Origin of the sequence: Caballeronia novacaledonica, from assembly GCF_900258035.1 — a bacterium.
In the GTDB taxonomy this organism is placed as follows: Bacteria; Pseudomonadota; Gammaproteobacteria; order Burkholderiales; family Burkholderiaceae; genus Caballeronia; species Caballeronia novacaledonica.
This window is the reverse complement of sequence record NZ_OGTP01000004.1, coordinates 172,950-194,839: the sequence shown is the minus strand read 5'-3', so window position 1 is coordinate 194,839 and position 21,890 is coordinate 172,950. Positions and strand designations below refer to the sequence as shown.

General features: G+C 58.5%; 15 protein-coding genes. 8 read left to right on the top strand and 7 right to left on the bottom strand.

The window, feature by feature from the left end:
• The first annotated feature begins 37 nt into the window (after positions 1-37).
• From NOV72_RS08920 to NOV72_RS08910, 3 genes are all read left to right on the top strand, one after another.
• On the top strand, positions 38-802 hold the full coding sequence (locus NOV72_RS08920; RefSeq protein WP_106854223.1) for an enoyl-CoA hydratase/isomerase family protein: 765 nt from the start codon (positions 38-40) through the stop codon (positions 800-802).
• Positions 803-854: 52 nt separating this feature from the next.
• Complete coding sequence (locus tag NOV72_RS08915) at positions 855-1,766, top strand: SMP-30/gluconolactonase/LRE family protein (protein ID WP_106854222.1); 912 nt, start codon at positions 855-857, stop codon at positions 1,764-1,766.
• 131 nt (positions 1,767-1,897) lie between these two features.
• Positions 1,898-2,674 carry a TetR/AcrR family transcriptional regulator gene (locus NOV72_RS08910; protein ID WP_106854221.1) on the top strand — a complete coding sequence of 259 codons (777 nt, stop codon included), beginning with the start codon at positions 1,898-1,900 and terminating at the stop codon, positions 2,672-2,674.
• A gap of 642 nt (positions 2,675-3,316) precedes the next feature.
• Here NOV72_RS08910 and NOV72_RS08900 read toward each other — a convergent pair.
• The 3 genes from NOV72_RS08900 to NOV72_RS08890 all read right to left on the bottom strand — a co-directional run bounded on the left by NOV72_RS08900 (position 3,317) and on the right by NOV72_RS08890 (position 7,155).
• Positions 3,317-4,261: a hypothetical protein gene (locus tag NOV72_RS08900; protein ID WP_146149965.1), complete on the bottom strand. Its 945-nt coding sequence runs from the start codon at positions 4,259-4,261 to the stop codon at positions 3,317-3,319.
• A gap of 832 nt (positions 4,262-5,093) precedes the next feature.
• Positions 5,094-6,251 carry an IS30 family transposase gene (locus NOV72_RS08895; protein WP_106854218.1) on the bottom strand — a complete coding sequence of 386 codons (1,158 nt, stop codon included), beginning with the start codon at positions 6,249-6,251 and terminating at the stop codon, positions 5,094-5,096.
• Between the two features lie 277 nt (positions 6,252-6,528).
• Positions 6,529-7,155 (bottom strand): tyrosine-type recombinase/integrase, encoded by a 627-nt coding sequence (locus tag NOV72_RS08890; RefSeq protein ID WP_106854217.1) that lies wholly within the window; start codon positions 7,153-7,155, stop codon positions 6,529-6,531.
• 453 nt (positions 7,156-7,608) lie between these two features.
• Between NOV72_RS08890 and NOV72_RS08885 the strand changes: the two genes are divergently transcribed.
• Positions 7,609-9,102: a DUF1254 domain-containing protein gene (locus NOV72_RS08885; RefSeq protein ID WP_106854216.1), complete on the top strand. Its 1,494-nt coding sequence runs from the start codon at positions 7,609-7,611 to the stop codon at positions 9,100-9,102.
• 47 nt (positions 9,103-9,149) lie between these two features.
• Entirely contained in the window at positions 9,150-10,661 is a 1,512-nt protein-coding gene (locus tag NOV72_RS08880) for a DUF1254 domain-containing protein (RefSeq protein ID WP_106854215.1), read from the top strand.
• A 436-nt stretch (positions 10,662-11,097) separates the two neighbouring features.
• On the opposite strand, the gene NOV72_RS08875 is transcribed toward NOV72_RS08880, so the two are convergent.
• Entirely contained in the window at positions 11,098-12,093 is a 996-nt protein-coding gene (locus NOV72_RS08875) for a LysR family transcriptional regulator (RefSeq protein WP_181290929.1), read from the bottom strand.
• A 90-nt stretch (positions 12,094-12,183) separates the two neighbouring features.
• Here NOV72_RS08875 and NOV72_RS08870 point away from each other — a divergent pair, with 90 nt between their 5' ends.
• The 3 genes from NOV72_RS08870 to NOV72_RS08860 all read left to right on the top strand — a co-directional run bounded on the left by NOV72_RS08870 (position 12,184) and on the right by NOV72_RS08860 (position 17,244).
• A complete protein-coding gene (locus tag NOV72_RS08870; protein WP_106854214.1) occupies positions 12,184-13,608 on the top strand; it encodes a M20 family metallopeptidase in 1,425 nt (474 codons plus the stop codon).
• A gap of 35 nt (positions 13,609-13,643) precedes the next feature.
• Positions 13,644-14,921 (top strand): MFS transporter, encoded by a 1,278-nt coding sequence (locus tag NOV72_RS08865; protein ID WP_106854365.1) that lies wholly within the window; start codon positions 13,644-13,646, stop codon positions 14,919-14,921.
• A gap of 232 nt (positions 14,922-15,153) precedes the next feature.
• The gene (locus NOV72_RS08860; protein WP_106854213.1) at positions 15,154-17,244 is read left to right on the top strand and encodes an alpha/beta hydrolase domain-containing protein; all 2,091 of its coding nucleotides are present in this window, start codon (positions 15,154-15,156) and stop codon (positions 17,242-17,244) included.
• Positions 17,245-18,091: 847 nt separating this feature from the next.
• Here the strand turns inward: NOV72_RS08860 and NOV72_RS08850 are convergent.
• The 3 genes from NOV72_RS08850 to NOV72_RS08840 form a co-directional block, all read right to left on the bottom strand.
• Positions 18,092-19,435 (bottom strand): MFS transporter, encoded by a 1,344-nt coding sequence (locus tag NOV72_RS08850; protein WP_106854211.1) that lies wholly within the window; start codon positions 19,433-19,435, stop codon positions 18,092-18,094.
• 80 nt (positions 19,436-19,515) lie between these two features.
• Positions 19,516-20,727, bottom strand: a complete 1,212-nt coding sequence (locus NOV72_RS08845; RefSeq protein ID WP_106854210.1) for a M24 family metallopeptidase — start codon at positions 20,725-20,727, stop codon at positions 19,516-19,518.
• Positions 20,728-20,869: 142 nt separating this feature from the next.
• Positions 20,870-21,886, bottom strand: coding sequence for a GlxA family transcriptional regulator (locus tag NOV72_RS08840; RefSeq protein WP_106854209.1), 1,017 nt, complete (start codon positions 21,884-21,886; stop codon positions 20,870-20,872).
• Between the last annotated feature and the right edge of the window lie 4 nt (positions 21,887-21,890).

The window sequence follows — 21,890 nt, the reverse complement described above, 5'->3', positions numbered from 1 at the left end:
CCGCGCGAATATCCAACGTTCAGCAGAGGACAGTGCCGTGAGCCATTTCGACGAATACGAAGACAAGTTCGAGACCATCCGCATGACACGCAGCGACGGCGTGCTGGAGATGCACTTCCACACGCACGGCGAGCCGCTCGTATGGAACCTGACGGCTCATCGCGAGTTCGAGCAGGCGTTTCTCGACGTCGGCCGCGACCGGGAAAACGACGTCGTGATCATGACCGGCACGGGCGATGCGTTCAGCGGGCCGGCCATCGCGCCCGGCATGCACCAGAACCGCAATTCGATGACCCCGACGGTCTACGATCCGATCTACTGGGAAGCGAAGCATCTGCTCATCAACCTGCTGAATATCGAGGCGCCGGTGATCAGCGTCATCAACGGGCCGGCAGTGCGGCACGCGGAGATTCCGCTGCTCGGCGACATCGTGCTGGCGTCCGACACCACGACCATTCAGGACACCGCGCACTTCCAGGGCGGCATGGTGCCGGGCGACGGCATGCATCTGATCATGCCGTTGCTGATGGGCCGCGCGCGCGGCCACTACTTTCTGCTGACGGGTCAGGAGATCTCCGCCGATGAAGCGCTGAAAATGGGCCTGGTCAACGAAGTGCTTCCGCAAGCGGACCTCCTGCCGCGCGCACGCGAACTCGCGAAGCTGATGCTCAAACAGCCCCGCCTCGTCCGACGCTATACGCGCACTTGCCTGAATCAGGAGTTGAAGGCACGCCTGCATGACGTGCTCGGCTATGGACTCGCGCTCGAAGGCATCGCTCGCATGAAGGAACCGGCTGTTTGAACCATCGAGACCATTCACATCGCGAAACACATCGAGAAAACAAGGAGGCAGCATGACAGTCAGCAGCATCACGAGACCCATCGACATGGTGGGTTCGGTCATCGACGTGGTCGATTCCACGCCCGACGTGCTCGGCGAATCGATCATCTGGGACGAGAAGACGCAATTGCTCTGGTGGGTGGACGGCATCGGTCAGGCGATCCACCGCCTCGACATTTCCAGCGGCGCCAAGAAGACCTGGCCGATGCAGGAAGAGATCGGCAGCATCGGCCTGCGCGCCAGAGGCGGCCTGATCGTGGGCATGCGTTCGGGCTTTTACTTCTTCTCGCCCGAGACCGGCGAACTGAGCGAAATCGCGCGTCCGGACGCCGAACGTCCTGGGAACCGCTTCAACGACGGCAAATGCGACCGCCACGGCCGATATTGGTCCGGCACCGTGGAAGCCGGCGCGTACACGCCGCGCGGACGTCTGTTCCGTCTTGATCCCGATTTGCAGCCGAAGCTGATCATGGAAGGCATCACGTGCATCAACGGCATCAGCTTCAGTCCCGATAACCGGCTCATGTACATGACCGATTCGTTCAGTTGCCAGATCGATGTATTCGATTACGACTCGGTGGACGGCACCATATACAACCGCCGCAAATTCGCGGAGGTGCCGCTCGGACGCGGCATCTGCGATGGCTCGACCGTCGATGCCGACGGCTGCTTCTGGAGCGCCAACATGGACGGCTGGTGCGTCACGCGCTACGACCCGCGCGGACGGATCGACATGGTCATCAACCTGCCGGTGCGGCGCGTGAGCAGCCTGTGCTTCGGTGGCCCGGATCTCGATACGCTTTTCATCACGACGGCGCGCCGCCGCATGAACGAAAAGGAGCTCGCGCAACAACCGCTCGCGGGCAACGTGCTCGCAGTGCGGCCCGGAGTGAAAGGATTGGCCGAGCCGGAATTCCTCGGATAACGGCGTTTGCCCTATCGGCGGGCTGCGTCGCCCGCTGCTTCCCGGCCGAACCGTGCACCTCGCGCCGCATAGGGTCGCGATATACTGACTGATCGATCGAATAGGATAGGATAGCGCCGGAGCATTTAAACATGAAAACATCGCGTGAGAAGAAAGCATCCGGGAACACGAGCAACCACGCTCCGGAATCCGACCGTGCACGCGGTTCGCGGCTCTCTGCGATTCTGAACGCGGCCGAGCGGGTGTTTGGCGAACATGGTTATGCAGGAGCGAGCATGCGCAACATCGCCGACGAAGCCGGTGTAGCGCAGGCACTCGTGCATTATCACTACGCGAACAAGGACAGACTTTACGAGGCGGTCTTCGAGCGCCGTTCATCGGCGATCAATGATCACCGCGGCAAACTTCTTGACGCCCTTTTCGCGAGCGAGCGTACCGCAACGGTCGAAGACGTACTGACGATCGCCTTCACACCGTTGTCGGAGATTTTCCACGGTGAGGACGCCGCGAACCTCGCACTTTACGTTCAGCTCGTCGCCACCGTCAGCCTGGGTAGTGACGAGCGGTCCCGACGCATCCGCGAGACCTACTACGATCCGATAGCGGAGCGCATCATCGATGCTCTGCATACGGTCATTCCCGGCATTTTGCGGGAGCATGCGACGTGGGCCTATCTTTTTTCTGTCGGCGCCCGGCAGCAAGCGCACGCGCTCAACGGCCGCGCCGAGCGTCTCGGCGCGGCCGCTCGTACGTCCGGGTCCACTGCGCATTATGAGCAGCTGGTCAAATTTGCGGCAGCCGGTATCCGGGCGCTGGTCAGCCCGACGCCAGGCGGTAAAACGGCGAAGTCGACAGCGAAGCCGTCAACGGCTAGACGCCCCCGCCGTGCAGCCAGCGTGCAGCCATAGTGAAATGTCGCCAAGGCCATCCTCTTCCTCACCGGTGGAGAAGCAGGCTCTGTACGAGGAGCCGGGTGACTTTGCTTTGCGCTCTCGCCACTGCATCCGGGGCTAGCAAGGGCATGCGCGCCAGGAACTTGCTTTTCTCGCGCGACTGGCACCGCAGCAAGGCGCTCTCTTTCTCTGATTCACCGCGGACCTTACAGGGGCTGCGTATCTTCAAGGCGATGCCTCTATAGGGCCAGGTGTGTCTGATTGCGAATGCGGACACTTCGGCCTTTGCGGACGCTCGCCGTTCATCCGTCGTACGGCTGTAGCTCGCAGCTTTGCTGTAATTGCGAAGGGGCGCAGTCGAACTGCGGCTTCCAGGAACGATGAACCGGTCATGCCGACCCACGGCCGCCCTTCGGTTCCGCGTACCCTTAGCGGCGGCTTCCAAGGTAAAACGGCCGTTCGCGCAGTCGTGTCGGTCGGCGCGTCCATGGGCGTGTTTGCTTCTCTTTTTGGGGCTGCCTTGTTGCGAAGCGTAGTGAAACAGGGCACTTCAATATGACTCGCAGCGTGCTGCTACTTCGCCGAGGGCTACGTTTCCGTTCGCCATCGAGTTTGCTTTTGTAGCCTTGGCCTTACTGTACGTCCCTCAACGCTCGGCTACTCGTTATTGAACTCCTCGTACCGGTCTTCATCGTCTGGTTCTTCGGCGTAGTAATCGACGGGGTCGTAAGTGAGGGTTTTTGTAAACTGGCTGCCAAAGCCCGCAGCATATAATTGGTTGTGGCCCTTGACTGTGAGCGCGCACGCTTTACAGACGAGCTCAGTTGGCAACATCAAACTCCTAACTACCATTTCATCGTTTTCCAGCACGGGCTGCTGCTGTCGGAATTCCTCTCCCATCAGAAGCGCCTTTGAACCGCAGGATGGGCAGTCGATCACGTGGCCAAAAGCGGGATTAGCGGCAATCTTCGCGGCTTTTGCCAGTTCATCTTTTTCGCTCTGGTTTTTGTTTTTCCAGACTTCCATGTGTGCATTGACCAGCTTTTGCACATTCTTTGCCGCTTCGTCGGCAACCGCTGCGAGCATCTTCGCTGCTGCGTTTGCTTCATCTTTACCAACAAAATCTTCGAGTTTCTTTTTCTGGAAAGCTAACAACACGTTCGCCGCTTCATAGAAGCGCGGGAGCCAGGTGTGATTGGCAAGTTTTGAAAAGGGTAATCCGCCGCTATGCAACTCCTCATTTCGTTTATTGGCCAAGCCTTTGCAAAACGATTCGAGGTCTTTGGTGAAGTTCGGGACGATCTGTTCGCACCGCAACAGCACTTCTGATGTCGATATCGATTTCGGGACAAAGTTTTTCACTTTGGGTTCAAGACCGAATGCGTAAAGCAGGTTCCGACCGTCCGGGTCAGAGGCTTCAGCCAGAAGTGCAGGATGGACATACGCAAGGGACGATCGACCCAAAAACTCCAGGGCGAGCGATGCCCAGAAAGGAAACAGGTCGTCTTCCCGTGGCGCTTCAAGAGCCTTGTCTACATAGGCACGTGCTTTACTCCACAATAGATCGTGAGTCCAAAGCGACTGCGGATTTGCATTACCCATAGTTCGATGCCCCCACCATTACTCGTTCAATTGTTCTGTCGCTCGCTGACGGACTGACTGCCGGCCGCGCGTGTAGCACTCGCCAGTTGTCCAAGATCAATATTTCGTCAGTCGAACGCCAGTTTATCGTAGTAGGCTGTTGCGCCAGCAAGCTGCCAAGACTTGCTTCCGCCTCTGCAGCAACCTTAAGGGCAAGTTGGCCCCGCGGCGACATGGTACAAACGTCCCAACGTATGCCGGACTTGCGGCCGTGCTGGAAGAACATTGAGCAAAGATAAGGCTCACGTACACGAGAAACCCGCCACAACGCACGTGCCCACTCATTGCGCGTAGTTGCGTCAAGGTTCAGATTTTGACTATCAATTAGCAAGGCGGGCACCGACCCCGCGACCACCGATGCCCGCATAACCAGATAGCGCGGCGGTAACGGCCAGTGTGCCATATCGGTATGCAACGGGAATTCACCCAGTCCGTAGAGAGAACTTGTAGTATTCGGCCGCGCGGCTGCTTCGGTTCTCGGTCGCAGCGATTGGACGACCGGCGTCCCCGGGCCTGAGACCGGCGTTCCGAGCAGTTCCGCAACGCCATTTATGTCTCCAGCCCAAGCTGGATCGTTAAGGAACAGCCATCCTTGCTCGGCAAGGATTCTCTTGTCTGCGGCGCGGAGAGCGGTCACGATAATTGGCGAGAAACAGGGAAGCGATCATTGTATGTCGCCTTACTGCAGACCCGAGTACCTGCAACTCGACTCATCAAGGCTTTCTACCCTTGGACTGCCATGGCTCGACCGGCAGAAGCGGGTCTAGAGCATGCACCCGATCGCAGGGCGGATTCAACCGGTGGATGCAATAGTTTGCTGGAATCGTTCGGCTGGCGTTTCGTAGTCCAGCGTCTTTCGTGGGCGCTCGTTCAGCCGTCGCGCCACTGCATTGAGTTTAGCCTGAGAATAGACTGACAGATCGGTGCCTTTGGGGAAGTACTGCCTTAGAAGTCCGTTTGTATTCTCGTTTGATCCGCGCTGCCACGGATGCTGAGGGTCGCAAAAGTAGACCTGGATATCAGTGGCCACGGTGAAGCGTTTGTGTCCGGCCATTTCTGTTCCCCGATCCCAGGTCAGCGACTTATAGAGTTCCTGCGGCAGCTTGCTGGCATGTTTGATGAGGGCATTGATTACCGTTTCGCTATCCTTGCAGGGAATCCTGACCAGCATCACGTAGCGTGTCTGGCGTTCAACGAGCGTTGCTATCTGGCTGTTCGCGCTGCCGCACAGAAGATCGCCCTCCCAGTGGCCCGGTACGGCGCGATCTTCAACTGTTGCCGGACGTTCGCTGATCGACACCGTCTCGCGGATCCGGCCGTGATCGTCAGTCTTTTGTGTGTGATGGCGCGATCGTCGCATCGCCCGTGTGCGACGCAGGTGTTCCAGCAACTCCTTCTTCAGGGCACCACGGGCCTGTATAAAGAGGCTGCGATAGATCGTCTCATGAGACACGTGGTAGTCCTCGTCTGAATACGAGCGCCTGAGCCATCCTGCAATCTGCTGCGGTGACCACTGCAACCGGAGCTTGCCTGCCACGATCTGCGCTAGCACGCGGTGCTCAACCAGCTTGCAGACCTTTGGACGCTTTGCCCGATCCCAGGCAAGCGCATCGGCATGGCTTGCCCGGTAACCTTCCTTTCCACTGTTGCGTTTGATCTCGCGGCAGATGGTGGAGGGAGCCCTGGAAAGTCGCTTGGCAATCGACTGGATCGAGTCGCCCACAGCAAGCGCCCGGGATATCTCTTCGCGTTCGGCCAATGTTAGCGTCAGCTGCGCGCGATGCCGCGGCGCCGGCCGGATGCCGCCGCTTTCAGCCAGTATCCGTTGGATAGACGAGTGGTTCCGCTCAAACAGCTGCGCGATATGCTGAAGCGATTCACCCTTCTGCCAGCGCTCCCACATCAACGCTTTCTGAGTTTCAGTGTAGTAAATCCGGCGTCGCTGTTTCATTTGCAACACTCCCACTGATCACGCAGCTTCTAGTGTGTTGCATCCACCGGTTGAATCCGCCAGTGAGAGCTGACATTCGTGGTCACGCCGCAGTGGATGGCTGAAGAGCGACCCTACGAGCGGCGACATCCGAGCGTCTGCTATCGATGAAGGAGCATTCGTCTTTGACAATCGGACGGACGGTTACGAGGAAACGCGGACTCCTGAACGTCCGATTGACGATGCATGTGAACGGCGGGTTGTGGCCGACAAGCGCGCGCTCGCCGGCCACCGGCGATCATACTTCGGTCTGCTCAGCCATCTCGAGTGCATCGTCTACCTCGATCCCGAGGTATCGCACGGTGCTTTCAATTTTCGTATGGCCTAACAGCAATTGGACCGCGCGCAAATTCTTTGTGCGTCGATAGATCAACGACGCTTTCGTTCGTCGCATGGTGTGCGTACCGTACGCGGTGGCATCGAGTCCGATCGACGCGACCCATCGATGAACGATGCGCGCATACTGGCGCGTCGAGACGTGCGCTGAGGCATGCAGTCGACTTGGAAACAAATAGTCGGCAGGCTTCAATCCCCGCGCCGAAATCCAGGCGGAGACACTTTGACGAGTCTGCTCCGTGATTTCGAACTGCACTGGTCGATGCGTTTTCTGCTGCATGAAAGTCGCGCGAGCTACGACATGACCTCCCATGTAGACGTCCTGCACCTGCAGTCGCGTCAAGTCGCACGCTCGAAGCTTACTGTCAAGCGCAAGGTTGAACATCGCCAACTCGCGAGCGTTGGAGGACATCTGCAGCCTCGTTCGAATCGCCCAGATTTCCCGGAGCTTCAGCGGAGGCTTCTGGCCGGTTAGCCTCCCCTTATTCCACGGCGCCCGACGTGCGCCAGAAGCATTAAGCGTTTCCATGACAACCTCCTCTTCAACGAAGGGAGATCGATTGTGCGCTGGGCGAGTGGTCAATCTCCGACCCGCAGCAGTCGGTTACCTCAGTTGGGGCCGCACCCGGTCCGACGCTGACCCGCCGACGTGGCCGCCAGCGATCGTGCCGCATCGGGCAAAAAGCAACCCTCTACGACCATTCCAGCTAAAGCGCACCGAGCGTCAGCTTTCGACGGATCAACGGCCGCCCGCAGCTAGGCATTGCACATGAAGCCGCCCCAGCTTTCGGCGGCGCATGCACCCTCAACAACGGCTTAAAGTTGCCCCAAGAGGGCCGTATCGCTTGCCCTTTGCCTTGGTTGTGGATGCTCTTTTCCAATCTGTAATACTCTTCGAGAGCGAAGCCTCGATGGTCAGTTACTTCGATGCGGAGCGCCAAGACGAAACTAACGACGTAATTCCAGTTGAGAGGGCGAACTCATGTCGGTTTCCACGAATCCGCGTTTTTCGTATCTGTCGATTCTGGTGGCACTTTTCGTGACGGCCAGCGTTGCCATCGCTCAGGACGGACGAGAGCCGCTTGGAGGCCAGCCACCGGCGGGTAGTAAGCCATCGGCCAAGGACCTTGACTATCAGATAAAGCTACGGCGGGCCTTTGAGGCAGTGAACTGGGCGTTGCCCGCGGTGGAAATCTACCGCTTTCGGGCCGCCGGTCTCGCGGACCTTGGCCTTAAAGACAACGATATCCTCGCTTACTCCAAGCCGGCCACACCGAAACTGGAAATAATCACCGGCAACAGTTCGACACCCTACATTTCCGCGTTCACGGATTTGCGAAAGGGGCCCGTCGTGCTGGAAATTCCACCTTCAGGACCCGACGGCAGTCTCTATGGGCAAGTGGTCGATGCGTGGCAGTTCACGATCGCAGATGTCGGCCCCTCGGGACTGGATCAGGGCAAAGGGGGCAAATACCTGTTTACACCGCCCGGGTATACGGGGCCAATCCCTGAGGGCTACATTCACGTCGAATCGCCAAGCTACAGAATCATCTTGGGTTTCCGATCAATCGTGGTGCCTGACAAGACGGCCGAGGATGCCTTTAAGTTTTCGCATCGGCTCCGAATGTACTATCTCTCTGAAGCGGCGAATCCTCCCGAGCAACGCTTCCTCGACCCAATCGACCAGCGTTACTCGACGCTTCCCCGATATGATGAGCGCTTTTTTAACGATCTCGCCGACATCATCAACGTAGAGCCTGTCAAGCCTGAAGACAAGGTGATGATGGGCATGCTGGCGTCACTCGGCATTGAGAAAGGCAAGCCGTTCAAGCCCGACGCCACCACTGTACGTGCGTTGCGTCAAGGCGCAGCCGATGCATGGTTCAATCTGCAATCATATTTCGACCATCCTCCGAAAGACATTCTGTATTGGCCGAATCGACACTACGTATCGCTGTTGCTGCCCGATGCGAATAAGGAATTCAACTATATCTACGACGATCGCGTCGACTACATGGGTCGGGCGGCGGCCTTCTTCTGGTGCATCTACATGCCCAGGAAGTTGAGCGATTCCCCCGCTACCATGTATATGGTGGCCGTGGCCGACAAGAACGGTAAATTGCTCAACGCCAGGACGACCTACAAAATTACTGTGCCGGTCAACATGCCTGCCAAGCAGTTCTGGGCGATTACAGCGTATGACCATGCTACGTGGACGTACATCTACAGCAACAGCAACCGCTCAACGCTGTCGTCATATGACATGGACAAGATGAAGAAAAACGCTGACGGCAGCGTAACCATCTATATCGGCCCTCGCGCACCCAAGGGCCTAGAGTCGAACTGGCTTCCGACTGCTGGTAAGCGACCCGCGCCTACGATCCGCATTTATGGGCCGAAGGACGAGTTTATGAATAAGACCTTTGAGTTGCCGGACTTTGAACCGGTCAACGAAAAATCTTCGAACTACCACTGATCGAACGGTTTTTGACGCCGCTAAATGCACCTCCGGAGAGCGTGACGATGACCTTTTCGCGTAGAGACTTCCATCGCATGAGCATGCGGGCAATAGCGGGAATCGCAGCCGCAGGAAAAATCCTCGATGTCTCCGCTCAACAGGGCGCAACGCCTTTGGCCTCGGGCGCGGGTAGTCCGATGGAGCCGCTAGGTGGACAACCTCCGGCTGGATCGACCGCCTCAGTCAAGGACTTCGACTACCAGATAAAGTATCAACGCGCGTTCGAGGCGGTTCTATGGAATTTGCCCGCAAACGCGATTTACACTTTTCGAAGGGCAGCGTTCGACGATCTTGGTGTTAAAGACAACGATATCATTGCCTACTCGGCACCTGCTACGCCAAAGCTCGAAGCGATTACCGCCAATAGTACGACGCCTTACATCACTGCCTTTACCGATCTGCGAAAGGGCCCGGTGGTTTTGGAGGTACCCGCCGCAAGCTCGGAGGGAAGCGTCTACGGACAGGTTGTTGACGCCTGGCAATTCACGATCGCGGACGTGGGACCGTCCGGGCTCGACAAGGGCCACGGAGCGAGATTTCTTTTTACGGCACCAGGCTATAAGGGCTCCATTCCCAAGGGGTACCTGCATGTAGCCTCACCGAACTTCAGAATCGCGCTCGCATTCCGCTCTGTCCGAGCACCCGGCAAGACCGCGGCGGACGCGTATCAATATGCCCAGCGACTGAAAATGTACTACCTCTCCGAAGCCGCGCATCCGCCAAAGCAGCGTTTCATCGATCCGATTGACAAGCGTTATCCGACGCTTCCGTTTTACGACGAACGCTACTTCGACGATATGCACGAGATTATCAGCGTCGAGCCAGTCAACACTCAGGACAAGGTGATGATGGGGATGCTCTTGTCACTAGGGATCGAGAAAGGCAAGCCGTTCACACCCGATGAAAATGCGAAGAAGGCAATGCGCCAGGCGGCGATCGATGCATGGTTTTATATGCAGTACTGGTTCGACCACTTCCCGCAAGACAAACTGTTCTGGCCGGATCGGCATTACGCATCGCTTCTCCAGGCCGACGAGAACAAGACCTTCACGTTCACCTACGATGACAGGATCGACCTGGTCAACCGAGCCGCCGAGTACTTCTGGTGCACCTACATGCCGAAGGTACTGAGCGACGATCCTGCAACGCAGTATCTGATGGCGGTAGCCGATAGTGGCGGCAATCTGCTTGAGGCCGGTAAGCTATATAAGCTTAACGTTCCTGCCCGAATGCCAGTCAAACAATTCTGGGCGTTGACCGTCTATGACCGGGCCACTAATGCGTTCATCTACAGCGAGTCCAACCGCACGACGCTTTCTTCTTACGATCTCGACAAGATGAGAAAGAACGCTGACGGCGGTGTAACGATTTACGTGGGACCCAAAGCGCCAGAGGGATTTGAGGCCAACTGGATTCCGACGTCCGGCAAACGTCCATTGCCTGCCATGCGTTTGTACGGCCCGACGGAAGCCCTCAACAACAAAACCTTCAAGCTACCGGACTTTCAGCCCGTCTGAGGAACGCCCCACCCCAGGGCAGTGCAATTTGATAGCGTCCTCCGACGAACTGGACATTTGAGGCGTCAATGACCGCTCAATGAGTGAAACGGACCTTCTAACGTCGGATCGGAGGGCGTGGTCGAACGGCCGAGATATGGCCAAAGCGTCAGTTCGAGTTGGGTAAGCTCGAGTTGCCGACCAGCACCTGTCATCTTCGTCTGGGTCGTCAGCCAAGCAATGGCCGGTGCCCCACCGTTAGCGAAAGATCGCTTGTCGACGCCCATCAGGTTATGTCAGCCGAGAAAGGCTGGAAGGTATTCAATGCACACTAATCTTGATTTCCGATCTCGCGCGCCGTAGCTCGCTGTGGAACCAATCGACGTTCCCTCCAGACAGGCGCGGTACCTTAGTCGGACTCAATACCGGAAGCGGCAGGGTAAGCGCGCTTGCGGCATTATCCGTTTCGCCTGCCAGTTCGCGCTCCGGTGCGACGTTGCTTGACTTGGGCGCCGATAGCTGGCTCTCCCGGCAACCCCTCGCGAAACGCATCCTTCAGCGCTGCCAGAAACTGCTGTACCGGCGTCGGCAAACGACGTTCCTTCATGGCGGTGACCTGAAGATGCCGCTCATTCAACAAGGGTTCGTCTATTCGCTTTGCGAGCCACGAAGCATCCCTTTTCATGCCCCTGAGTGAGATGGCACTGCCGAGCGTAATTGTCCCTGTCAACGCAGCGAAATGGTGCATTGCGCTCGAGTTGTTGCTCGTGAGCAATGGTTCAAGATGCTTTCCGCGAAGCGAGCAACACCAATCTATCAATTGCCGTACGGTTGTTCCGCGCTCGAGGACGGCGACGGGATAAGCGAGCAAATCCTCGAGCGAGAGGACGTCTTTCTTCGCCAGGGGGTGCGACACTTGCAGCAGCGCGCACACGGGCGCGTTTTCACTGTATTCGACGTTCAACGCCGTCGATGTAGCCGTGGAGAAGGCTACCCCTAGGTCGACTTCGCCTATCGCGACCCAGTTCTCGACCTGAGCAGGCGTGCCAGATCTCAAAACGAATCGCGTTCGAGGATACTCGGCGTAGAAGGTGGCCAGCACACTTGGGAGAAAGTAGCGCGAGAATCCCTCCGTGCAACCAACACGTACGATTCCCTTCCCAAGCGCATGCGCCTCGGATATTTCGTTGATGACCGCCTCCGCGTCCATCAACGCGCGACGTGCATGCTGAGCCAGGAGTTCGCCCGACTCGGTCAAAACCATGCCGCGTGCCATTCGTTCGAAAAGGGGCGTACCCACCTCCTGCTCGAGCTTGGCAATCTGCCGACTGATAGCAGAGATCGCAACGTGCATATTCTCGGACGCCGCTGCAAGCGAACCGCTGCGCGCAACTTCGACGAAGTATCTCAACCCGATTCCGTGTAGCAAACTAGCCTCTCCGAGCGTTGCCATTTCGGCAATGCTATCCGCAAATTTTGAAATTGTGACGAATTTTTGGCGTTTCTAGAGTCTGGGCTACATCCCAAAGCCTCAGGAGACGCTGTGAAAGAAACCGCAAACACCCGCGCTGGCGCAATCTCGAACGCCGTTCGAACGTTCGATTCCGGTGCGTTCCTCGCTGACCTTCGGCGAAGGGTCGCGTTTCGCAGCGAAAGCCAGAATCCGGCGCAGTCGCAGTCGCTGCATGCCTATCTCTCGGATGAAATCGGTCCAGTGCTGGCCAGGATGGGATTTACGAGCCGTATGGTCCCAAATCCCGTTCGCGAATCCGCGCCATTTCTCATCGCAGAACGCCTTGAGGCGCCCGAACTGCCGACAGTGTTGACCTATGGACATGGCGACGTGGTGCGCGGCTACGACGAACAGTGGCGGAGCGGCCTGAAGCCTTGGGAAATCGTCGTCGACGGTGACCGGTGGTATGGGCGCGGCACCGCGGACAACAAGGGGCAGCATTCGATCAATTTCGCCGCTCTCGCCGCCGTGCTCGACGCGCGTGATGCAAAGCTGGGCTACAACGTCAAGGTCATCTTCGAAACAGGTGAGGAAATCAATTCGCCGGGCCTGAAAGAAGTGTGCGCGGCGGAAAGCGAAGCGCTCGCCTCCGATGTCTTCCTCGCGTCAGACGGGCCGCGCGTGTCGGCCGAACGGCCAACCTTGTTTCTGGGGTCACGGGGCGGAGTGCTCTTCGACCTCGTTGTCGATCTGCGGGAAGGCGGCCACCACTCGGGCAACTGGGGCGGCGTGCTCCGCAATCCGGCGGTGGTTCTCGCGCATGCCATCGCAAGTTTGGTCGATCGCGACGGCCGCATCGCCGTCGACGGGTTGCGCCCGCCGGCGATCACCGACGCGGTGCGCACCGCACTCGCCGATATCGAACTTGGACGCGATGAAAGCTCCCCCAAAATCGATCCAACCTGGGGCGAGCCCGGACTGACCCCGATCGAACGTGTCATCGGCTGGAATGCGCTCGAAGTCCTCGCCTTCAAATCCGGCAATGCCGACGCGCCAGTCAACGCGATTCCGCCGGCCGCGAAGGCGGTTTGCCAATTGCGGTTTGTCGTCGGCACGGACTGGGAGCATCTGCGCGAGCATCTGGAGGCGCATTTCGCCGAACGAGGATTCAGCGAGGTTCAAGTGAAGGTGTCGCCGGGAACGCCGGCCACGCGGCTCGACCTTGACGATCCGTGGGTTCATTGGGCGCTCGATTCGATGCGGCTGACGACCGACAAGAAACCTGCGCTCTTGCCGAACCTGGGCGGAACGGTGCCGAACGACGTATTCGCCGAAACGCTCAGTTTGCCAACGCTCTGGGTGCCGCACTCATACCCCGCCTGCAATCAGCATGCACCCAACGAGCACCTTTTGGGCTCCGTTGTTCGTGAAGCGCTCGCAGTGATGGCCGGCATCTGGTGGGACCTCGGCGCGCACGCACGTTCAATTGTCGCAAACCGTCGGAACAGCCAATAACCCCAAAGTCAGATCCCCTTCTTCCCATGGGCGGAATCATGCAGAAAAAGCCTCTCAGTCTGATGCAGATAGTTGTTGCGACGTCGGTCGGCAACGCGCTCGAATGGTTCGACATCGCCATCTATGCGTTCTTCGCGGTCTATATTGCCAAGAACTTCTTTCCGACTGTCAACGAGACGGCTTCGATGCTGCTCACGTTCGGTTCGTTTGGAGCTTCCTACCTGGTTCGGCCGCTTGGAGGAATGGTGCTCGGGGCGTACGCCGACAAGCGTGGCCGCAAGGCGGCCCTGCTGTTGACTGTCGGCTTGATGATGGTGGGAACCGCGATCATTGCCTTGATTCCGACCTACGCGAAAATCGGACTGGTCGCGCCTGTCGGCGTATTCGTCGCACGACTGATACAGGGTTTCTCGGCGGGTGGTGAGTTTGGTGCGTCGACCGCCATGCTCATCGAACACGCACCGCATCGCCGCGGACTATTGGCGAGCTGGCAGTTTGCGACCCAGGGACTTGCGACCTTGATGGCATCGGTCTTCGGTTTCGCACTCGCCAAATTGATGCCGGCGGACGCGCTTGCGGCCTGGGGCTGGCGGTTGCCGTTCTTCTTCGGCTTGCTGATCGGGCCGGCAGGTTTGTACCTGCGTCGATATCTGGAAGACGCGCCGGACTTCACCGAAGCGAAACACACAGCTACCCCAATTCGCGACGTGCTCGGAACGCAAAAGGTGCTGCTGCTGATTTCCATAGGTGCCCTGACAGTTTCGACCGCTGTCAACTATCTCCTCCAGTATGTTCCAACCTTCGCTATCCGCGAGCTTCATCTGGACGCATCGACTGGCTTCGCCGCCAGCATCGTCGCGGGCGTGATTCTCACGGTCGTCACCCCGTTCGCAGGATATCTGTCCGACCGCATCGGACGCCTGAAGCAGATGTCGGTCACGGCGGCGCTCTTTCTCGTAACCGGATATCCCGCATTCTCGTACGTCGTGAACCACGTTTCAGTGTCGGCCCTGTTCGTACTTGTCGGGTGGCTCGCCCTGTTGAAAGCGATCTATTTCGGTGCGTTGCCTGCCTTGATGTCGGAAATCTTCCCGGTATCGACACGCGCGACAGGGATGTCCATCGGTTACAACGTTGGCGTAACGATATTCGGAGGCTTCACGCCGGCCATTGTCATCTGGTTGTTGAGCGCGACGGGCAGCAAGAGTGCGCCCAGCTTCTATCTGATGTTCACCGCTGTCCTCAGTCTCGCCACGCTGCTGGCTATCAGCAAAACACAACCATCGCGTAGCCGGACGACCGCCATTGCCTGAACCCGTTTCTCGGATTTGAGTCTGCTTCATCGGTGAGATGGGCCCGTCCACCGCGGCACCGGCATGCTTCACGTGCCGGTGGATGGCCGCGCCCCCAGACTTGAAGTGCTGATTGCAAGAACGCCGGGACCAGATTTATCGAGAGCGCGGCCTGCGGAAAGCTCGACGAATAACGCCACGCAGGGAGTCCGACCAAACCGGCGGCTCGTTTCTACAACCAAGAGGAGAGGCAATGATTCAGAAGCACCTTCGAATTGTCGCGACCGCGATGGCGTTCTCTGTGCTCAGCGCGTGCGGCAGTGGCGATAGCGGGTCCGGGACGGACAGGTCTGCTGCGTCCACAAAGAGCGCTGCACCGCAGTTCAAGCTCGCCATAACCAGCACCACGGACGTCCCCGGCACGTTCGGCAGCATTGGCGCGTACCAAAAGATCACGGGCACACTCACCGGCGAAGTCGATCCCGGCGATGTCGCCAATGGCATCATCCAGGACCTTTCCCTTGCTCCGCGCAACGCCAACGGCATGGTGGAATACCGCTCGGACTTCATTCTGTTCAAGCCCAAGGACATGAGCAAGGCGAACGGCGTCTTGCGCTATGATGCCCCGAATCGCGGTACGCCCGTCGACATCGATACGTACTTCGCTTCGCGAGGCTATGTCTTCCTGAGCGGAGCCTGGCAGGGTGATGTACCTTCCGTCTCCGGGAAGGTCGCGCTTCAGGTGCCGGTGGCCAAGAATCCGGACGGCAGCAGCATTACCGGGCCTTACCGTTCCGAGCTCCTTCCTAGCGTAGCCACGACGGATTCGCTACCGCTGCCCGGTGGCGCGTACAACTATGCAATGCAGCCCTACGCGCCAGCCAGCCTGGACAATACCCAGCCCGGCTATGTTCTGACCCGACGAGTCAACGAGGGCGATCCGCGCCAGCTCGTTCCTGCAAGCGACTGGCGGTTTGCGAAGTGCGACGCCGGCCAGCCCTTCCCGGGTACGCCGGATGGCGGCAACGTCTGCGTCAAGGGCGGCTGGGACCCCGCATACATGTACGAGCTGGTCTATGTCGCGAAGGATCCAAAAGTGATGGGCGTAGGGCTCGCCACGCTTCGTGACATGATCGACTTCTTCCGCGGCAAGACGGCGGACTCGCAAGGCGTCGCCAATCCCGTGGCCGGCGCGATCCGATACACCATCGGATCAGGTGTTTCCCAAAGTGGAGCGTTTCTGAAGACCTTCGTGCACCTCGGCTTCAACAAAACGCTCTCGGGCGCAAAAGTATTTGATGGTGTGTTCGACCTGATAGGCGCGAATCAGAACAATATCAACATGCGCTTCGCAATTCCGGGGGGCGCCGCCGGCGTACGCTCCGACCACACCGCATATGGCATAGCGGGCACGCGTGCCCTGGCTTCGGACTCATTCGACGACCTCACGCAGCAAAGCGGCGGCATATTCTCACGCTGTACGGCGACCGATACTTGCCCCAAGTTCTTTGTCGGCCTGACGGGCAATGAATTCTGGACCTCGACCGTATCGCCGCTGCTGACTGACGCCTTGGGCACGCGCGATCTGCGGCAGCCGGACAACGCGCGCATCTACTTCTTTGCCAGCGCGCATCACCTGCTCGGGCTGCCTTCGATGACAGGTACCCAGATCGCTGCACTTCTCGGACCGATGTACAACGGCATGTACAAAACCAACGGCAACACCTCGGTCACGCTGGTCGTCAGGGCGTTGTACCAGGACATGGAACAATGGGTGGTCAATGGAACGCAGCCGCCTGACAACCAGTTGCCGCGAATCGACAACGGCACGCTCGTACGGCCGAACCAGGTGAACTTCCCAGCCATTCCGGGGATGCGATTTACCGGCCTCGCGAACACCTTCCCGATGCTTAGCTGGGGTCCCCAGTACGAGCCGCAGGACGAAACTGGTGTCGCGACACAATTGCCGCCGAGCTACGCGGGACGTGACTACGGGATTCTAGTGCCGCAGGTCGATGCGGATGGCAATGATCTCGGAGGCATTCGCAGTCTCGATGTCGCCGTGCCGGTGGCCACCAACACCGGATGGAACACGACGGCCTTTCCAGGACGAATCGATCAGGCCGGTCTGTCGGGCTCGATGTTCCCGTTCGCCAAGACCGATGCGGACCGTCTGGCGTCAGGAGATCCGCGCCTGTCCGTCATTGCGCGCTACGGCAATCAGGCCGGCTACATTGCAGCACTGCGTGCCGCTGCGAACGATCTGGTCAGTCGGCGCTTCATGCTGCAGACCGACGCCGATGTCGCCGTCTCGGCAGCGCAGGCAGCGCCGGTTCTGCCTTAAGCCCGGAATAGGTTAGGCCGATGTCCGAACTTTGCATATGATGCCGTCTCGCGATTCGCAATCCTAAAACAACGGGGATGAACCTTGCCGAGCGGTGCGTTCTCCGCACGCACCGTTCGGCTCCGCGCCGCCGACAGCAGTTGCTCGCGTTCAGTCTCGGCCAGATTCATTTTGCCCATGACCTGCGTCTTAGTGTCCATCGTACGGCTGTTGTAGCCACCTCCTCGGGGTTCGATCTTGATGTGGAGATGCAACTGAGCGGGTTGATGCCGAACCCTTCTTCGGACTGGCGGCTTCGCGCTCTTTCGGATTGGATCATATTTGCGTCGGCGACTGGTTCAGTACGATGTCGGCATCGACAGTCTTGCGCAGTTGCGGGACATGCGACGCATGCCGACACTTTTCGGTCCGTCGACATGCGGTAGACCGGACGTCGCTTGATGAAGCGCAACGGTCACTCGTTCCAGCCCTCGCTGACGGGTCATCTGCCGCAACGGACCTTGAATGAGACTTGCCGTTCCGGCGAACTGTATCGCGGATCGCGGACGTTCGTGCGCGAGAGTCGTATGGCCCCTCGAGCAAATCGAAGGGCTGCTCCCGATCCGCATGAATTCGAAGGTCATCCGATCAAGATCGTCAAAGGTTCGGGGCGGTCAAATAACTTTTTAATTGTCCGGTTAGCGTCCACTACGTGTGGAGAAACAAAAAAACGGGCGCCTTGTCGCGCCCGCCGTATCGGGGAATGTCCTACGAGAATCAGGCAAACCATCGAACTGATAGCTTCCGCAGAAAAACACGAAGTGATCCCGTGTTTGCACCTTAATCGTACATTATGAAGGGGGACTCCTCACTCATCCGCGAGCGGCGCATGGGAAGTCTCGCGGCTAGCAAGCATCGCAATCAGCGCCACGCCCGCTGCCGCAACGAGATACCACGCGGGTGCGAGCGTGTTGCCCGTCACGCCAATCAGCCATGTGGCGACGAGCGGCGCGGTCCCGCCGAAGAGCGCATTCGCTGCATTGAAGCAGAACGCGAATCCGCTGTAGCGCACACGCGTCGGGAAGATTTCCGACAGAAAGCACGGCAGCGTGCCGTCGTTCATTGTGAGCAGCGCGCCGAAAGCGACCTGGATCGCAACGATCATCGCGAAGCTCGCGCCTGCCAACCCCTTGAAAAGCGGCACCGTCAACACCGCGAACAGAATCGATGCGCCGATAAGCATCGACTTGCGTCCCACGCGATCGGAAAGTGCCCCCATCACGAAGATCAGGCCGATATACGCCGCAAGCGAAATGGTCGCCGCAATGAACGATGCCGTCTCGCTCATGCCCATCTCGGTGGAGAGATACGTCGGCATATAGCTCAGCACCAGATAAAACGCCACTGCATTCAGGCACGTCACGCCGAATGCGATCAGCATCCGCCCGCGATGCTTCGACAGCAATTCGGCTATTGGCGCCTGCGCTGCATAGTGATGCTGTTCCATAGCCTTGAAACGCGGCGTGTCTTCTAGCCTCACGCGGATATATCGCCCGATCAGACCGAATGGCGCGGCCAGCAGAAACGGCAGCCGCCAGCCGAAGGACTGCAATTGTTCGCTCGTGAGGGCGGCATGCATCAGCGCGAGGAGAATCGAGCCGAACAGCAGTCCCGCCGCGGTGCTGGCGGGCACGATGCTCGTATAAATGCCGCGCCGCTTGTCCGGCGCGTATTCGGCGAGGAACGCTGCCGCGCCTGCGTATTCGCCCGATGCCGAGAAGCCCTGCACCACGCGCACGAGAAGCAGCAGAACCGGCGCGATCACGCCGACCTGCGCGTAGGTCGGCAACAGTGCGATCAAAAACGTAGAACACGACATGATAAGAATCGACAAAGACAGGGAAGTCCGTCGACCTATCCTGTCGCCCACATGGCCCCATACGATGCCGCCGATCGGCCGCACGATGAACGAAATCGCGAACACGCCATAAGTGGCGAGCAAAGCCGTCGCGCCATCGGTCTTCGGGAAGAACACGACCGCGATGATCGTCGCCAGATAGCCATAAGATGCATAGTCGAACCACTCGACGAAATTGCCGATGAAGCTCGCGCACGCGGCACGCTTCAATAGCTTTGGGTCGATTTGCGTGCTTTCCTTGTGCGACACCTCGGGCATCGCGACCTGCGCGCTTACTGCTCTTTCCGTGTTCATCGACTGTCTCCGGAGATGATGACTCGATAGCCTTCACGCAGACCGGCGACGACACCGTCGCCGGTTCGTGCATGGCGTGTTCAGGCCGCGATGATGTTGTGCTCCGGTCCGTATGGGAAGCCCGTGATGTTGGTGGTGCCTCTCTCGCCGACGACGAGGATGTCGTGTTCGCGATAACCGCCCGCACCGGGCAGGCCCTGCGGCAGCATGATCATCGGCTCCATTGATACGACCATGTTCGGTTCGAGCACCGTGTCGATGTCTTCGCGCAACTCGAGCCCCGCTTCGCGTCCGTAATAATGCGAAAGCACACCGAACGAATGACCATAGCCGAAAGTGCGGTATTGCAATACGCCATACTCTGCATAGATCTTGTTGAGTTCGCTCGCGATATCGCTGCATCGCGCGCCCGGCCTGATGAGTGCGAGCCCCGCCTCATGGACTTCGACGTTGATCTTCCACAGGCGCAGATGCGCGTCGGAGCAATGATCAAAGAACATCGTTCGCTCGAGCGCCGTGTAATATCCCGCGATCATCGAAAAACAATTGAGGCTGAGGATGTTGCCCTTTTCCACCTTGCGTGTCGTGACGGGATTGTGCGCGCCGTCTGTGTTGATGCCGGACTGGAACCAGGTCCAGGTATCCATTAGTTCCGAATCGGGAAAGCGGCGGGCGATCTCGCGCACCATCGCCTGCGTCGATGCGAGTGCCACTTCGTGCTCGGGCACGCCTTCGTGAACGGCCTTTGCGAGCGCCGCGCCGCCGACATCGCACACGTTCGCACCATGCTTGATGACATCGATTTCTTCGGCCGACTTGATCATGCGCATGCGCATCGTCTTCACGCCGATATCGACGAATTCGACCGATGGCAGCGCAGCCTTGAGCTTCGATAACATCTCGACCGGAAGCTGATCGAACTCGACGCCCACACGTCCCTTGTTTTCGATTTCGGCTTGCACGGCACGGAAAAAGTTATCGCGCTCCCAGTCGGTGTAGACGACGTTGTAGTCGCCCACGGTACGCCGCCACGGCTGGCCGCCATCGATGTTCGCGGAGATTGACACGACTTTGTTCGGCGTCACGACAAGCCCGTATTTTCGGCCGAACGAGCAATACAGAAAGTCCGCGTAGTAGTTGATGTTGTGATACGACGTGAAGAGGACGACATCAATGTTTTCACGGGCCATCAGTTCACGCAGCCTCCCGTGGCGATTCGCATATTCGGCCTCGGAGAACGTGTGCTTCGCTTTATCGCCGTTCTCGATGCGGATGAGGTTCTCCATTTTCATGCACTCAGCTCCTGGGTGGAAAGTCCATCGGTGTGAGTGAATGGTAGGAGCTTGATAATTTAGAATATTTCTTAATTCGACGCCAAAATTCCTATTTTCGACGTCGAGGGTAAACCACGAACGACGCCTATTTAGGCCGTTTTCAAAGTGTCTTTTGATACCGCCGACGATCGGCGATCGGCGAGATATTGAACTGGGCCTTGTAGCGAGTGGAAAAGTGAGTGAGGGATGTGAAGCCGGTGCGCGCACATACGTCCTCGAGCGTGAGCCCGGTTCTATAGAACAATTGACGCGCGCGCAGCAGACGTATTTCGAGGTAAGCCTGCGCCGGTGTCTTGTCGAGGCGCTCCTGAAACCATCGCTCGAGTTGACGCTGAGAAACTTTCACGAAGGCCGCGATTTCCGCAATGGTGAGCGTCTCTTCGATATTGCTTTCCATGACCTGCAATGCTTCGTCGAGTTTCGCGTGCGCATCGCCGATGTATTGCCTGAGCGAAGTCACCTGTCGCTCTTCATGACCGCGCCGCTCGGCGACGAGCAATTCGAGCACGCGCGCCGCGAGCGCGGGACTGCCCGGTGAGAGCGCGAGCAGATGCACCATCAGGTCGAGCGGCGCGACGCCGCCACTGCACGTGTAGCGGTCGCGATCGACTTCATATAGCCGGTTTGATACAGTGAGCTTCGGAAACTGCTCCAGCAGCGTGTCCTGGTCCTCCCAGTGAATCGTGCAGCGATAGCCATTGAGCAGGCCGGCGCGCGCGAGAAAATAGCTACCGGTGTCGAGGCCGCCGAGAGCGCTGCCGCGACGCGCCTGCAAGCGTAGCCAGTCCATGATGGCGCCGATGCCCCTGCGCGGAATCGGATTCGGTCCGACAACGAATACCGCGTCGAAGCCGCTCGCCTCGGGCATCGAGACATCAGGAATGACGCGAATGCCATCGCTCGAGCGCACGACATCGCCATTCGCGCCGATCAGCGTGTACTCGTAGACCACGCGTTCGACGAGCATATTGGCAATCCGCAGCGGATCAACAGCCGTGCCAAGCGCGATCAGCGAAAAATTCTCCAGAAGCAGAAAGCCAATTCGCAATACACGCAAGTCGTGCAGGCCGGAATGCCGATGTTTTGTCTTTTCAGATGGATGGGTTGCGGATGGCATAAAA